Raw genomic sequence first — 13794 nt, 5'->3', positions numbered from 1 at the left:
AACGGATCAGGGTGCCGGCATGCCACCGTTGACGTTCAACGTCTCGCCCAGCACATAGCTCGATTCGGGTGAAGCGAGGAAGACGTAGGCAGGCGCGAGTTCGGTGGGCTGGCCGGCGCGGCCCAGCGGCGTGCTCTTGCCGAACTCCGGCAGGGCTTCCTTCGGCTGCCCGTCGGACACCTGGAGGGGAGTCCAGATGGGACCGGGAGCAACAGCGTTGACGCGAATGCCCTTGGGGGCGAGCTGCTGGGCCAGGCCCTTCGTGAAGTTGTTGATGGCCGCCTTGGTGCTCGCGTAGTCGAGAAGGGTGGGCGACGGCTCGTAGGCCTGGATGGACGTGGTGTTGATGATCGAGGACCCGGGCTGAAGGTGCTTGAGGGCTTCCCGTGTCACCCGGAAGAACGAGTAGATGTTGGTCTTGAAGGTATGGTCGAGCTGCTCGTCGCTCAGCTCCTCGAGCGATTCGACGGCCACCTGCTTGCCGGCGTTGTTGACGAGGATGTCGAGTCCGCCGAGTTCCTCGGCAGCCTGCCGGACAAGCGCGATGCAGTACTCGGGGTCCTTCAGGTCCCCGGGAATCCGAACGGCCTTGCGGCCTGCTTCCTCGATGAGGGAGGCGATGGTTTCGGCGTCGGCCTCCTCCTCCGGAAGGTAGGAAAGGGCGACGTCGGCGCCTTCCCTCGCGAAGGCGATGGCCACTGCTGCGCCGATACCGGAATCGGCCCCTGTAATCAGCGCCTTTCGGCCTGAAAGGCGCCCGGTTCCGCGGTAGGAGTTTTCACCGCGATCAGCCTTCGGCTCGATGTCCCGGTCCAGGCCCGGTTCCGGCTGGTCCTGCTTGGGCGGAGTGATGCTCTCGAAACGCGTGACGGGATTCTGGAAAGTGTACTGGTCCGGAGTTCCTGCGGGGTTTTCGGATGTCATGATGCTCTCCCGTTACCGATAGGTGTTGGTTGGCGCCCAGCATCAAATGCTAAGCCTGCTTACTACACTAAACGGTGGGTTCGGGAGGGACAAGGCGCTTTTCGAGCCCGGTGAAAACATTCGCGCCCGTCCGGAACACGGTCGAGAAGAATCTAAAGCACGGTCGAGAAGAAGCCTGCTCCGACGGAGAGAACCATGGCGGCTACGAGGAGCCAGACGATGGGAATACGGTATTTGTTGATGAAGCGCATATCAAGCAAGTCTAGCGGGGACCGATGCTCGTCCATGCATCCGGTTAGGCTGTTCCCATGCGCCGAGATTTCCTCCCATCCGCCGAACAGAGCCGCGATTTCTACCGCTTCCTGACTGCTGTGGTGGTCCCCCGGCCGATTGCCTGGGTTGCCTCACGGTCCCCTGAGGGGATCGACAACCTGGCCCCACACTCCTTCTTCACCGTCGCATCGGTCAACCCGCCCATCGTGCAGTTCACTTCGGTGGGGCGGAAGGATTCCGTGCGCAATATCGAGGCCACTGGAGAGTTCACGGTCAACTTCACGCCCGAGAGCCTTTTCGAAGCAGTGAATGCCACCGGCACTGCCTTCCCACCCGAGGTCAGCGAATTCGACGCCGTAGGGCTCACTCGCGAGGCAAGCCTCACCGTTGCCCCGCCGCGAGTCCTCGAATCGCCCGCCGCGCTGGAGTGCAGGCTCCATTCGATCCAGCGGATGGGCGACTGCACGCTGGTATTCGGCGAGGTGCTGCACGGCGTGGTTTCCGAGGAGTTCCTCGATGGCACCCATCCCCGGATCGACGCGTTGAAACCCCTGTCCCGCCTCGGGCGTGACGAGTGGGGAACCGCTGGGAAGATCCGCCACATTCAACGTATTCCTATCAAGGAATGGTCGGACGGATACCGCCCCGACGTCGGCTAGAGTCGGAGATGGGGGTTGACCCACCCGTGGCTGGAAGGCCGCCCCGACTGTAGGGATGTCCATGAGCGTGACCGCCGCCGCCAGCCGTAAAGTGCGTATCAGTAAGCCGAATGATGTTGTTGCATCCTATTCGGTCCTGTTGAAGCAGGTGCGCCAGGAAGGGCTCCTGACCCGGCGTCGCCGTTTCTATGGTGGAGTGTTCCTCCTCCTGTGCCTGGTCATGGCCGCAGCATGGACCGGATTCGCCCTGCTGGGCGATTCCTGGTTCCAGCTCCTGATCGCCGCGGTCCTTGGCGTCGTGCTGACGCAGGTCGCCTTCCTCGCCCACGAGGCCTCCCACCGCCAGATCTTCACCACCCGCGCAGCGAACGACTGGTCCGGGCGCATCCTCGCCGCCGGCGTCGTGGGCATCAGCTACGCCTGGTGGATGGACAAACACACCCGCCACCACAACAACCCCAACACGCGGGGCAAAGACCCCGACATCGAGGTCGACACCATCTCCTTCCTCGAAGAGGACGCCGCGAAAGCCACCGGAATCCACGCCTGGATCACCCGCCGCCAGGGCTACCTGTTCTTCCCCCTGCTGACCCTGGAGGGCATCAACCTCCACGCCCGCTCCATCGCCACGCTCTTCCGGCGCGGCACCATCCAGGGCCGCTGGGTCGAACTCGCCCTGCTCGCGGTCCGCTTCGGCGCCTACCTCGGCATCCTGTTCTCCTTCCTGCCCGTGGGCATGGCCCTGGCCTTCCTCGGAGTCCAGCTCGCCGTCTTCGGGATCTACATGGGAGCCTCCTTCGCCCCCAACCACAAAGGCATGCCCCTCATCCCCAAGGACAGCACCCTGGACTTCTTCCAGAAACAGGTCCTCACCTCACGCAACATCCGCGGCGGACCCTTCGTGAACAACGCCTTCGGCGGCCTGAACTTCCAGATCGAACACCACCTCTTCCCCGACATGCCCCGCCCACACCTACCCCGGGCAGCAGTCATCGTCCGAGAACACTGCCAACGACTCAAAGTCCCCTACACCGAACTCGGCATCACCGCCTCCTACAGCGCAGTCGTGAAATACCTCAACCGCGTTGGACTATCCGCCCGCGACCCCTTCGACTGCCCCATCACCAACAAATACCGACGACGATAGGTTGTTCAGTACCGACTGTGCTGCTCGGTCCCCTTTCCGCAACCACCAAGGAGTTCCAGATGTTCTTCCTCTTCGGCCTCACATCCCGCGAGCGCATGCTTTTTGCACGCAACGCCACCTGCCACTTCTGTGGGCAGTATGTTCCGCAGCGCGTTCTTCAGCGGCGGACGAAGCTGACCGTCTTCTTCATTCCGCTGGTGACCCTGAACCGCAAGCGGCTGATGGTGTGCAGTAACTGCGGAGCGACCTCGAAGATCAGCGCCGGTCAGCAGAGAGCCATGGCCGGCTGAGCTACCCGAGCGGGGCCGAAATGCCCGAGCCCTCCGGTGTCAGGCGTTCCACAGGCCGTACGAATCGGCAAGCGAGGAGATTTTCTGGGCGCGGGCAAGGCGCGGCAGGTAGGAGCCATCGCCCACAACCGCCCCTGCTGCGTGGGCGCTCAGTAGTTCGAGTGCCCACTGGATTTCGGAATCGCTGGGCGACAGCCCTTTGTTGATGGTGTCAGCGGCGTCCGGCAGCAGGCAGAGCTTCCCCGTCATTCCCATGGACGCAGTGATCTTGCAGGCCTCGAAAAGCTTCTCCCCGAGCGCGCCCACAGTGGGTCCGTCAATCGGACCGGGCAGTTGACCCACCCGCGAGGCAACCACCAGTTTCGAACGGGCATAGGCAAGCGCCATCGGATCGTCGGAGGCGCCCGTGTCCCGGCGGAAATCGCCGACGCCGAAGGCGAGACGGAAGGTACCCGGTGCGCTGGCTATCGCCGTCGCGTTCTCGATGCCGAGGGCCGATTCGACCAGGGCGAGCACCGGGGTGCCGGCCTGGAGCCGCATCGCGGTGTGCGTGACCTGCTCGGGCTTCTCGGTCATGGCGAGCATGACTCCCCTCAGGCCCGGCGCTTTCGACAGGGCAGCGAGGTCGTCAGCCCAATAGTCGGTCTCGATGCCATTGACCCGCACCCATGCCGTCATCCCTGTGGACAGCGCTTCGACCACGCGCTCCCGTGCAGCCACCTTGCCATCGACGGGCACTGCATCCTCCATGTCGAAGATCACGGAGTCCGCCTCCGAGGTGAGCGCGGGAACGAAATTCTCCTCGGATGCCGCTGAGGCGAGGAGCCAGGAGCGGGAGAGCTTGGCGGGGAGCGCCGCAGCGCGGCTGTTTCTAAGGGAGGCCATAGGAAAACAGTACTGACGCGGAGCAGGCATTATCCACCGCGCCACGAGCGGGCTGATAAACACTACGACCAAAACGGCACCGGTGCGGAGCATCGGCAACATAAGGTTTGAGCGTGGACTTCCTGTCAGACACCTTCCTCACCGAACTCGTCCTCGCCTCGGCAGCATTCTTATTGTCGTCACTCATCGGGCTGGAGCGGCAGATCCGGCAGAAAAGCGCCGGATTGCGAACCCATGCGCTGGTGGGAACCGGGTCGGCCGTCTTCACGCTCGTATCGGCATACGGCTTTGCAACGGTCACGGGGCCCGACACCCCTCTTGACCCGTCCCGCATCGCGGCCCAGATCGTCTCGGGAGTCGGTTTCCTGGGAGCGGGAGTGATTTTCATGAACCGGGACGTGGTGCGTGGGCTCACCACGGCCGCCACCATCTGGATGTCCGCAGCGGTGGGCATGGCGTGTGGAGCGGGAATGGTTCCTCTTGCTGTCACGGCAACCGTGCTGCATTTCGTCGCGGTGGGCCTGCTTGCACCCCTGGCCAGACTCCTGCCGCTGGCGGACCGCAAGCGTACCGTCGAAATCCAGTACCTCGACGGCCGAGGCGTGCTGCGGGAGGCGCTGGCCGCAGCAACCGAGATGGGCTTCGACGCTTCCATCCTTTCCACACGCAAAGTACCTGATGGAACCGCGCCGCAGGTCCTCGTCCGCATGAAGTTCCACGGGAAGGCACCACTGCGGGACCTGCTGGCTCAGCTCAGCGAGGTGCCGGGTGTCCTCGGTGTCGCCACCACCGACGACGCCCAGGACGGTGGGGACTGACCCTCCCGGCTTGGGTGTTGTCAGGTGTACCAGAACCAGCGCGGCGGGCTCCACGTATCGGGTACCGCATGGGCGCTGAACGACCCGCAGGCCGAACAGGAGTAGGTTGCACTGCCGAGGATGCGGGAGCCGTGGCCGCCGTCCACTCGCGCCGGAACGTATTCTTCGAAAATGAGGTAATCCGCAGAATCGCATGACTGGCACCAGGGCACTTCGCCCTTGACGTTCAGGGGTACGGTCCCCCGCATGCGATGCACCGCTCGATTGTGGTCGATCGTTGTCATTTTTCCCACCATCTCGACCGTGGCACCGACGCTGGTGCCAGGCAGTAAGGGTACTGATGACTCAAGCCTAGCCCTGCCGAGACCTGTTGCAAAGAGCAACTGTGTCGGTGCACTGGCACAATTGCTGCATGCCTATCAGGACGCCGCACATCACCCCCGCACTACCGCCGCGGGAATCCGACGCACTTCGCCGCGCACTGGCCGGCAGCGCCGACGTCACGGTGTTCGTCGACGGCACTGCCTACCGCTTACCCGCGGCGGCCCGCAACGCCGTCGTCGACCTGCTCGAACGGCTCGGCGACGCCGATACGGTCCAGTGCACCTCGGTGGCAGAGCTGCTCACGACCTCCCAGGCGTCCGAGCTCGCAGGCATCTCCCCCACCTACCTTCGCAACCTCACCGACGCGGGGACGATTCCTACGGAATACCGCGGCTCGCACCGGCGGATACGGCGGAGCGACGTCGAGCAGTGGCTGCAATCGCAGGCGCGAAACAGCGTCAGAGGCGAGGACGCGAATCCCACCGTCTCGCCTTGAGCGCGAGATGCAGCTCCAGGCGGACCGCGCCGTTCAGTGGATCGGCGCCGATGATCCTCCGGATGCGCGTCAGCCGGTTGTAGACGCTGCTCCGGTGGAGGTGCAGCTGTGCCGCGACGTCCTGGACAGCTCCATTCTTGTCATAGAGCAACTCCAGGACCGGCAACAGTTCTCCCACCCGGTCCTGTTCCTCGAGCTCGGTGAAGTAGACGCTCTGTGCGTCGGACAGCTGCCACCCCATGGCGCTGAGAAATTGGTAGGCCCCGATCGTCCGGTACTCGGCAATCACTCCGAGCTGCCCGTCGACCGCAGAGGCCTGAGCCGCGGAGCGCGCCTCCGCGTAACCCGCCTGCAGGTTCCGCAGGTCGGAGAACGGCTCGCTCACACCCATAGCCAGCGGCCCCACCGAACGTCCGGCCCGTTTCGCCAGCTCCGCGCCATAACTTTCAAGAACCGCGTTATGCGCTGCATGCCCTACGCCAGGGGTGAGCAGGAGGACGGCGTGGGAAGCCGAGCCCGCGCTGAACAGAATCGGACGCACCCCGACGGTTGCGTGGAGCGCCACCGTCCGGTGCATCGTGGCGGCGGCGAGTGGATCCGAGCCCGGATCGGGGCGGGTACCGGCTTCGACGACGACGGCGAGCTGCCACGGACCTCCGGCAGCCACCTCGCGCCAGCCCCGCAGCTCATCCACCGCTGAGGAAATACCGTTGCATGCAGCAAGGAACTGGGCCTCATGCCGGTTGCGATGCTCCGACTCGCCGGTGTTGCCCTCGAGAAGGAGCCCGGCAAGGTGATCGATATCGGCGCGCACGCGCGGCAGGAGAGAGAAGATGGCAGAGGCGGGATCGTCGTCGGAATCCTGCTGCACCCAGAGATAGCCCACGCGGAAGCCCTTGACCAGGAGCGGAACACAGATGCGCCCCAGCATCCCGAGATCCGGATTCGCCGGGACCGCCACCGGCTTGACCGCCATGGCGATTCCGTGGCGGAACTGCCACTCACTGACATCGGCCGGCACCTTCTTGCTCAGCAGGAAGTTGACCCTCACCCGGTCGGCTGAAACCTGATCGCTGCTGTAGGCAAGCAGCACTCCGTCCAAGTCCTCGAGGGAAAGCCCGCGCCCGAGCGTGCCCGCAATACGTTCGACGGCGTCTTCGATGGCTGGTCCCTGCACTGGATCAGCCTACGGGCATAAAGCCGCCTGAGACGACACTTGCCGCCCCGAAACTCGACACCTGTCGATTGCGCCTCCGGAGATCCTCTGCTAGTGACACGCGTCACTTCCGGACCGACGGCCCGAGGATCCGTCCGGACCGGTCCAGGCCCGAGCTCCTGCCTGTGGACGAGTTCATACTTGAAGTGGCTTCACCTGGCCTGCCCGTTTCCGCCCGTAACCGCATACTGGAGAATCCCATGATCGTCGGCGTCCCTAAAGAAGTGAAGAACAACGAGTTCCGCGTAGCCATCACCGCATCGGGTGTCCACGAGTTCCGATCACACGGGCACACCGTCCTGGTGGAGCGCGACGCGGGCCTCGGCTCCAATATCTCGGATGCTGAATACCTTTCCGCGGGAGCCGAGATCGTGGAATCAGCGGACGAGCTGTGGCAGCGGGCCGACATGGTGCTGAAGGTCAAGGAGCCGGTGGAACAGGAATACCACCGTTTCCGGCCGGGCCTCATTCTCTTCACCTACCTTCATCTCGCAGCCGAGCCGGAACTCACACGTGCGCTGCTGGATTCGGGCGTGACGGCCATCGCGTACGAGACAGTGCAGGACGGCCGCTCCCTGCCCCTGCTCGCCCCGATGTCCGAGGTGGCGGGGCGGCTCGCGGTGCAGGTCGGCGCCCAGGTGATGACCGCTCCTGCTGGTGGGCCCGGCCTGCTCCTCGGCGGGGTTCCCGGTGTGCGGCCGGCGAAGGTCGTCGTACTGGGAGCTGGTGTCGCCGGGACGAATGCCACCGCCATGGCGGTGGGAGCGGGCGCCGACGTGTCGATCCTGGACATCAATATCGCCCGGCTACGCGAGATCGACGCGCTCTACGCGGGCCGGGTCCGGACCATCGCCTCGAACAGCCTGGAAATCGAGAAGGCGGTACTCGAAGCCGACCTGGTGATCGGATCGGTCCTGATTCCCGGCGCGAAGGCACCAAAACTCGTGACCAACGACCTCGTTGCACGAATGAAACACGGGAGTGTCCTCGTGGACATCGCCGTGGATCAGGGAGGGTGCTTCGAGGACTCCCGTGTCACGACCCATGAGAATCCAACCTTCAAGGTCCACAACTCGTTGTTCTACTGCGTAGGGAACATGCCCGGAGCCGTGCCCAATACGTCCACGTACGCGTTGACCAATGTCACGCTCCGCTATGCGGTCGCGCTTGCCGATCAGGGAGTGCGCGGCGCCTTCGAATCCGACCCCGCCCTCAGCCGCGGGCTGAACACCGCAGGTGGGAGAGTGGCCCACCACTCCGTCTCAAGCGCTCACGATCTCGAGTTGTCGGAGGACTGGCGCTCACTCGTCTAGCAACTGCCCACCCTGTGCGCCTGTCATTCCATCGACAAGCACGTTCCAGGCCTCGATGAGCCTGGACCGCGCCATTCCCCGGTCCTCGGAAAGGTGAAGCAGCAGGCCTGCATCGAGGAACGCAGCGAGCTGATAGGCGGCGAGCTCAAGATCGCCCTGCACACCCGTTTCCCGCAGCAGCACGATCAGGTGTAGCCGAACAAGCCGCTGAGTGGGGTGGGCATGGTCCTGCCCGCCCGGTGAACCCGCAGCACGCACCACGCGGCCGTCGACATCCAGTCGGTTGATGCTTGCCGCCCCGAAGGCCCGAAGACGCTGTCCTGCCGGCGCTCCAGGACCGAGGGGAGGAGGTCCGGACATGAAGGCCTCCTGGAAGTCCCGTCCGGTCCGGTCGGCAAGGGCCTGCATCAGGCCTGCCCGGCTGCCGAATCGGCGGAAGACCGTGCCTTTGCCTACTCCGGCCTGGTGGGCGACGTCGTCCATGGTGAGGTTCTCCACGCCCCTGCAGGCCACGATGCCGGCTGCGGCGTCGAGCAGGAGCTTACGGTTCCGCGCGGCGTCCCGCCGCTCGCCGTCGTTCCTGCCCAGCGGCAACGGCCGGCCCCTTTGCTCCATGCCGAACATCCTAGTGCGGAATAAAGCGGACTACGGTCCGCTTATGGGAGTGTGCCCATTACCAGCCGATGGGTTCTCGAACTACCCGGGAGATTCTCATGTCGAACACCACCATCCTCGCCCTCGTTGGCAGCCTTCGGGAAGGGTCCATCAACCGCCAGCTCGCAGAAGTGGCAGTGCTCAATGCGCCGGAAGACGTGGACGTCGTGACTTTCGACAGCCTCGCCGATGTTCCCTTCTACAACGAGGACATCGACAACGATGAGCACCGGCCCGCTGCAGCGGTTGCCCTGCGCGAGGTGGCAGGCCAGGCTGACGCGTTCCTGCTCGTCTCACCCGAGTACAACGGCACGATGCCCGCGGTCCTGAAGAACGCCATCGACTGGCTCTCCCGCCCCTACGGTGCCGGCGCGGTCTCCGCCAAGCCGGCCGCCGTCATCGGGTCCGCCTTCGGTCAGTACGGCGGCGTGTGGGCCCATGACGACGCACGTCGTTCACTCACCGTTGCCGGCGCTACGGTGCTTGATGATACGAAGCTTTCGATCGGCAGCTCGATCACACGGTTTGCCGAAGTCCACCCCAAGGACGACGCCGAGGTGGCGGGAATGGTGACCGGCGTTCTCTCGGCACTCGCTGGTGCTACTGCAGTTGCTGCTCCTGCAGCCTAGGGCGATCGGCCGATGTCGCTGGACTCAGCGCCACTGGCTCCCCGCCCAGGCGGCGTCCCGAAGGTAGCTGCGCGCCGTGCCGGTATCCCAGAATTCATCCCGCAGGCCAGAAGGAACTCCATCCTGCATCTCCTCGAACACGTCAGCTGAACAATCAAGGGCCGCGGAAAGACCGCTGTCGGATTGTGTGTTCACAATGCTCCTGCTTTGATCGGCCGGACGAGGAGTACGGACCTACACGCCACTGCGGGCTCCTGCTGTGGCGGGTTCCTGCTGCCAGGTTCTTGCAAAAAGCCCCAAGGCTGCTTCCTCACGGGGTACGAAACCCAGGCGATTGATCGTCATATGGGCGTGATGCACGGTGAGATGCTGTGCGCTCCTACCCACGTGGACCTTGTTCGCCCGGTACAGGTAGCTATCGAGTGCGCGGAACCACCGGCGTCGCCAGTTCCGGACTTCCGACTCGGCCGCCGTCGCAGCCATTCTTGCGTGGAAGCCGGTCGTTTTCGCTGCCACCTGCAGCGTCATCGCTTCGCCCACGGCGGCGGCCCGCGGGCCCACTTCGGCAGTACAGGTTCGGAGGTGGGCATCCCAGTAGAGGTCCCAGGTGAGCCGGCGGCGATCGGGTCGGCTGGCTGAATGCGGACCGCGCATCATGCTGTGCGCCGAGTCGAAAAGGATCAGCGCGCCGAGTGCCGAGCGGCTCTGCATTTTTGGAAAGCGCTGGCCGGCCCACAGGGAAAGCTCTGAGCTCAGCTCGAACACTTCCTCGGCGAGGTCAAGGCCCTCGACGCCGCCGTACTTGACGAGGTTGGCTTCGAGGTGCGCGTCGGGATGATCGAGCCGCGGGAGGAATCCATCGCGCACCGAGCTCGAATAGTGCTGCTGTACCAGGAGTTGCGGGAAGACCATGGTGGTGCGTTCCTGCAGTGAACGCTGCAGGGTCTTGAGCCGCTCAAGGACCCGTGGGTGCGCCTCGATGTGCAGGTGCACCAGTGCGTTACGCCCGGTGGCTGGATCTTCTGTTCGCGTGAAGTACCAGCGTTTCGCTCCCAGCGCACGGGCCTGCGCCACCAGAGGGGTAACCAGCGCTCCAACGATGCCGTCCGCTACATCGAAGCCACCCGGGAGAAGCGTGAGGTGCCACCATTGAGTGCCTGCAACGGTTCGTGAGGCGGTTCGAACCGCTGTCAGCTGACTCATGGCCCTCTTCTTCAGGGTTAGTGGTTACCCCGCTGGGGCGGGATTGGAGGGAAGAACCGTCGGCTTTCCAGCCGCGGGCTCTTCGTTCTATCTATTTGGGCCAGTCCCAGCTGCTCGCCGAAACCGATCCGGAATACCGCTCCGAGCCGTCGGCAAGGAGGGCAGGCGCCCCGGAACCTACCGTGCCAACCAGAATGAGGAGTCCGGCTGCTGCACCGATAAGCTTGTTCATGGCGTTTCCTTTCGCGATCCGGTGTCCCAAGGATGTCCGGAGGCGTGGAGCGGTGTCCAGCCGGAAAGGCGCCATGTTCAGGACATGGCCTCAACCGGACGCCGGCTGAAAGCGGCAAGGGAAGAGAATCAGGGCAAACGTGCCGAAAGCCGCGGATTCCCGGGGGCGGACCATTGCGCGTGGGTTGACGATTGCCATTGCCATGTTTATGTCATTAACTGGACATGTCATGTTTTTCAGCCGGAAACCGTGATCAACCCCAGCTACCCTGCACCGGTACGGTCAGTTCCCGCGGACCGAAGCACGGTGGTCAGCGGCCCGACGGCAACAGGAGAACCCCCGGATGGACGCCATGTCTTTGGAGCTCTACCGCTATGCTGTCGGCAACCCCGGCTGGAGCCGGGTGACGGCGTCGGAAGCCCTCGGACTGACCATGCGCGACGTCGAAGGTGCACTTCGGGAACTGACGGAGCGGAAGCTCGTGAGCGCCCAGGCTTCCGGAGGTGAGGCTTTTGTAGCAGTGTCCCCCGACGTCGCACTTGCCGATCTGGTGGACGCGGACGAGCGCGCGGTACAGAACCTGAAAACCCGGATCAGCGCCCAGCGGCGCGAACTGTCGAGTCTTGTGCCGACCTTTCTGGAGGCCCGCAAGCATCTGGTATCGAGCACGTCGGTCGAGATCCTCGAGGATCCGCACCTCATCCACCGCGTCCTGATCGACTATGGGCGGGATGTCACCGACAAGGTGTACATCGCCCAGCCCGGCCAGGGGTCGACCGCTGACGTGCACGAGGAGAGTGTGCGCAAGGACCTCGACCTTCTTGAGCGCGGCGTCCGGCGCAGGACCCTCTACGATGTCAGCACGCGGGACCACGTTCCCACCCGGAAAGCAGTCGCCGCGATCCAGCAGGGCGGAGGGGAATTCGGTGCACTGCCCTTCATTCCCCTGCGCATCCTGATCTTCGACGATAAACTCGCACTGGTAGGCCGGCAGTCGACGCGTGAGGACAAGGCCGCGCTCGTCATCCGCGACCATAGCCTGATCAGCATCTTCACCCAGCTCTTCGAGGTCGCCTGGGAGCTGAGCGAACCTTTCCTGAGCCCGACGACGAACCGCTCCCCGCTCAGCAGCATGCAGCGCAGCATCCTGCAGGGGCTCGCTACTGGACTGTCCGATGAATCCATCGCCCGCCGGCTCGACATCAGCGTGCGCACCTGCCGCCGCCACATAGCCTGGATGCTTGAAACCCTCTCCGCTGAGAGCCGCTTCCAGGCGGGGATCAAGGCACGTGATGCGGGCTGGGTATAGCCCGGCACAGTCCCCTGACCAACTTTTGGCAACAGTTGTTGCCTATCGGTCAACCTCCGCTAGACTCGCCATGTGACTTTCGACAACAGAACCGAGGACCTCTTGCCCGCCGAGACCGAGGCCGCCCTCGAGCGGGCGCTCGACTACGGAGCCCGCCATGACGCGCTCTTCTCGAAGCGCGCCGCGAACATCAAGCAGTCGGCGGTTCGGGATGTTTTCGATATCTCCATCCAGCCGGGCCTGGTGTCCCTTGCGGGCGGCAGCCCCTACCTCAAGTCGCTTCCGATGGAGGAACTTGGCCGTACCGCGCAGCAAATCATCGCCGAGCGCGGTCTGGAAGCCCTCCAGTACGGCGGCGGCCAGGGCATGGACGAACTGCGCAGCCTCATCTGCGACGTGATGGCGGCCGAAGGCATTCTCGGGGCGGATCCGGCGGACATCGTGGTCACCACCGGCTCCCAGTCGGCACAGGACGTGGCAGCGAAAGTCTTCTGCAATCCGGGTGATGTCATCCTGTGTGAGGATCCTACCTATGTGGGTGCGTTGAACACCTTCGAGGCCTACGAGGTGGACGTTGTCACCATCCCGATGGACTCCGAGGGCCTCATGCCGGATGAGCTCGAGCGCACCATCCTCGCCCTCAAGGAGCAGGGCCGGTCGGTCAAGCTGCTCTACACGATTCCCAGTTTCAACAACCCGAGCGGAATCACGCTTGCCGCAGACCGCCGCCAGCGCGTCGTCGACCTGTGCCGGGAGCACAACATCCTCGTGCTCGAGGATAATCCGTACGGCATGCTCCGGTTCGACGGCCGGCCCCTCGCCCCGATGAGGGCGGACAATCCCGACGATGTCATCTACCTCGGGTCGTTCTCGAAGATCTTCGCGCCCGGTGTTCGGCTCGGGTGGGCGCTGGTTCCGCGGCACCTGTACCGGCGTTTCTACCTGGCCTGCGAAGCAGTGGTGCTATGCCCCTCGCCCCTGACCCAGATGCTCGTGGCGGCATACCTGCGGGACTACGACTGGCTGGGCCATCTCGCGAATATGCGCGGCCTTTACCAGGAGCGCTGCGATGCGATGCTCGGCGCACTCGCCGAGCAGCTGCCCGACAACGTGCACTGGACAACCCCCGACGGCGGGTTCTTCGTCTGGGTGACCCTGCCCGAAGGCATCGACACCTACCCCCTGCTCTACCAGGCGATCGACGCCGGCGTGGTCTTCATCCCCGGAGCCGCTTTCAGCCCCTCCGACGAACCCTCCAACAAGCTGCGGCTCGCCTTCAGCGCAGTGTCGCCGGAGGACATCGTCAAGGGCGTGACGCGCCTCGCTCCGATCCTGCGCCAGGCAATCGCCGACGTCGAAGCTTGAGCGGCGCCCAGGACGCTCTACCGAGGCAGGGCTGCTTCGCGCAGCCGGCTTGCTCCC

17 protein-coding genes are annotated in these 13794 nt (G+C 64.4%); 9 read left to right on the top strand and 8 right to left on the bottom strand.

What is annotated here, in order from left to right; all coding sequences use genetic code 11:
* Positions 1-6: 6 nt before the first annotated feature.
* A complete protein-coding gene (locus IWX75_RS01545) occupies positions 7-924 on the bottom strand; it encodes an SDR family oxidoreductase (protein WP_196820490.1) in 918 nt (305 codons plus the stop codon).
* A gap of 308 nt (positions 925-1232) precedes the next feature.
* Here IWX75_RS01545 and IWX75_RS01540 point away from each other — a divergent pair, with 308 nt between their 5' ends.
* The 3 genes from IWX75_RS01540 (at position 1233) to IWX75_RS01530 (ending at position 3293) form a co-directional block, all read left to right on the top strand.
* Positions 1233-1856, top strand: a complete 624-nt coding sequence (locus IWX75_RS01540; RefSeq protein ID WP_196820489.1) for a flavin reductase family protein — start codon at positions 1233-1235, stop codon at positions 1854-1856.
* Positions 1857-1917: 61 nt separating this feature from the next.
* Entirely contained in the window at positions 1918-3003 is a 1086-nt protein-coding gene (locus tag IWX75_RS01535) for a fatty acid desaturase family protein (RefSeq protein ID WP_196820488.1), read from the top strand.
* A 59-nt stretch (positions 3004-3062) separates the two neighbouring features.
* Positions 3063-3293, top strand: coding sequence for a zinc-ribbon domain-containing protein (locus IWX75_RS01530; protein WP_196820487.1), 231 nt, complete (start codon positions 3063-3065; stop codon positions 3291-3293).
* 39 nt (positions 3294-3332) lie between these two features.
* On the opposite strand, the gene IWX75_RS01525 is transcribed toward IWX75_RS01530, so the two are convergent.
* A complete protein-coding gene (locus IWX75_RS01525) occupies positions 3333-4178 on the bottom strand; it encodes an HpcH/HpaI aldolase/citrate lyase family protein (protein ID WP_196820486.1) in 846 nt (281 codons plus the stop codon).
* 113 nt (positions 4179-4291) lie between these two features.
* Between IWX75_RS01525 and IWX75_RS01520 the strand changes: the two genes are divergently transcribed.
* On the top strand, positions 4292-4996 hold the full coding sequence (locus IWX75_RS01520) for an MgtC/SapB family protein (protein ID WP_334684027.1): 705 nt from the start codon (positions 4292-4294) through the stop codon (positions 4994-4996).
* Positions 4997-5016: 20 nt separating this feature from the next.
* Here IWX75_RS01520 and IWX75_RS01515 read toward each other — a convergent pair whose 3' ends face one another.
* A complete protein-coding gene (locus IWX75_RS01515; protein ID WP_196820484.1) occupies positions 5017-5280 on the bottom strand; it encodes a hypothetical protein in 264 nt (87 codons plus the stop codon).
* Between the two features lie 128 nt (positions 5281-5408).
* Between IWX75_RS01515 and IWX75_RS01510 the strand changes: the two genes are divergently transcribed.
* Positions 5409-5816 carry a helix-turn-helix domain-containing protein gene (locus tag IWX75_RS01510; RefSeq protein WP_196820483.1) on the top strand — a complete coding sequence of 136 codons (408 nt, stop codon included), beginning with the start codon at positions 5409-5411 and terminating at the stop codon, positions 5814-5816.
* Here IWX75_RS01510 and IWX75_RS01505 read toward each other — a convergent pair.
* Positions 5779-6993, bottom strand: coding sequence for a PucR family transcriptional regulator (locus IWX75_RS01505; protein WP_196820482.1), 1215 nt, complete (start codon positions 6991-6993; stop codon positions 5779-5781). The two genes, IWX75_RS01510 and IWX75_RS01505, sit on opposite strands and share 38 nt — an antisense overlap.
* A gap of 239 nt (positions 6994-7232) precedes the next feature.
* Here IWX75_RS01505 and ald point away from each other — a divergent pair, with 239 nt between their 5' ends.
* The gene (gene ald, locus IWX75_RS01500) at positions 7233-8345 is read left to right on the top strand and encodes an alanine dehydrogenase (RefSeq protein ID WP_196820481.1); all 1113 of its coding nucleotides are present in this window, start codon (positions 7233-7235) and stop codon (positions 8343-8345) included.
* On the opposite strand, the gene IWX75_RS01495 is transcribed toward ald, so the two are convergent.
* On the bottom strand, positions 8334-8960 hold the full coding sequence (locus IWX75_RS01495; protein WP_334684026.1) for a TetR/AcrR family transcriptional regulator: 627 nt from the start codon (positions 8958-8960) through the stop codon (positions 8334-8336). The two genes, ald and IWX75_RS01495, sit on opposite strands and share 12 nt — an antisense overlap.
* Before the next feature lie 98 nt (positions 8961-9058).
* On the opposite strand from IWX75_RS01495, the gene IWX75_RS01490 reads away from it, so the two are divergent.
* Positions 9059-9628: an NAD(P)H-dependent oxidoreductase gene (locus tag IWX75_RS01490; protein ID WP_196820479.1), complete on the top strand. Its 570-nt coding sequence runs from the start codon at positions 9059-9061 to the stop codon at positions 9626-9628.
* Between the two features lie 24 nt (positions 9629-9652).
* Here the strand turns inward: IWX75_RS01490 and IWX75_RS01485 are convergent, their stop codons facing one another.
* The 3 genes from IWX75_RS01485 to IWX75_RS01475 all read right to left on the bottom strand — a co-directional run bounded on the left by IWX75_RS01485 (position 9653) and on the right by IWX75_RS01475 (position 11063).
* A complete protein-coding gene (locus IWX75_RS01485; RefSeq protein WP_196820478.1) occupies positions 9653-9823 on the bottom strand; it encodes a hypothetical protein in 171 nt (56 codons plus the stop codon).
* 39 nt (positions 9824-9862) lie between these two features.
* Entirely contained in the window at positions 9863-10831 is a 969-nt protein-coding gene (locus tag IWX75_RS01480) for a lantibiotic dehydratase C-terminal domain-containing protein (protein ID WP_196820477.1), read from the bottom strand.
* Between the two features lie 91 nt (positions 10832-10922).
* Entirely contained in the window at positions 10923-11063 is a 141-nt protein-coding gene (locus IWX75_RS01475) for a hypothetical protein (RefSeq protein ID WP_196820476.1), read from the bottom strand.
* A gap of 352 nt (positions 11064-11415) precedes the next feature.
* Between IWX75_RS01475 and IWX75_RS01470 the strand changes: the two genes are divergently transcribed.
* Both IWX75_RS01470 and IWX75_RS01465 read left to right on the top strand, forming a co-directional pair.
* Positions 11416-12372 (top strand): helix-turn-helix transcriptional regulator, encoded by a 957-nt coding sequence (locus IWX75_RS01470; RefSeq protein WP_334684025.1) that lies wholly within the window; start codon positions 11416-11418, stop codon positions 12370-12372.
* 72 nt (positions 12373-12444) lie between these two features.
* Complete coding sequence (locus tag IWX75_RS01465; protein ID WP_334684024.1) at positions 12445-13737, top strand: aminotransferase-like domain-containing protein; 1293 nt, start codon at positions 12445-12447, stop codon at positions 13735-13737.
* Positions 13738-13794: the final 57 nt, after the last annotated feature.

The sequence above is a fragment of the Arthrobacter sp. CAN_A6 genome, from assembly GCF_015751715.1.
Lineage (GTDB): Bacteria > Actinomycetota > Actinomycetes > Actinomycetales > Micrococcaceae > Arthrobacter_D.
This window is presented reverse-complemented; position numbering and strand designations above follow the sequence as displayed.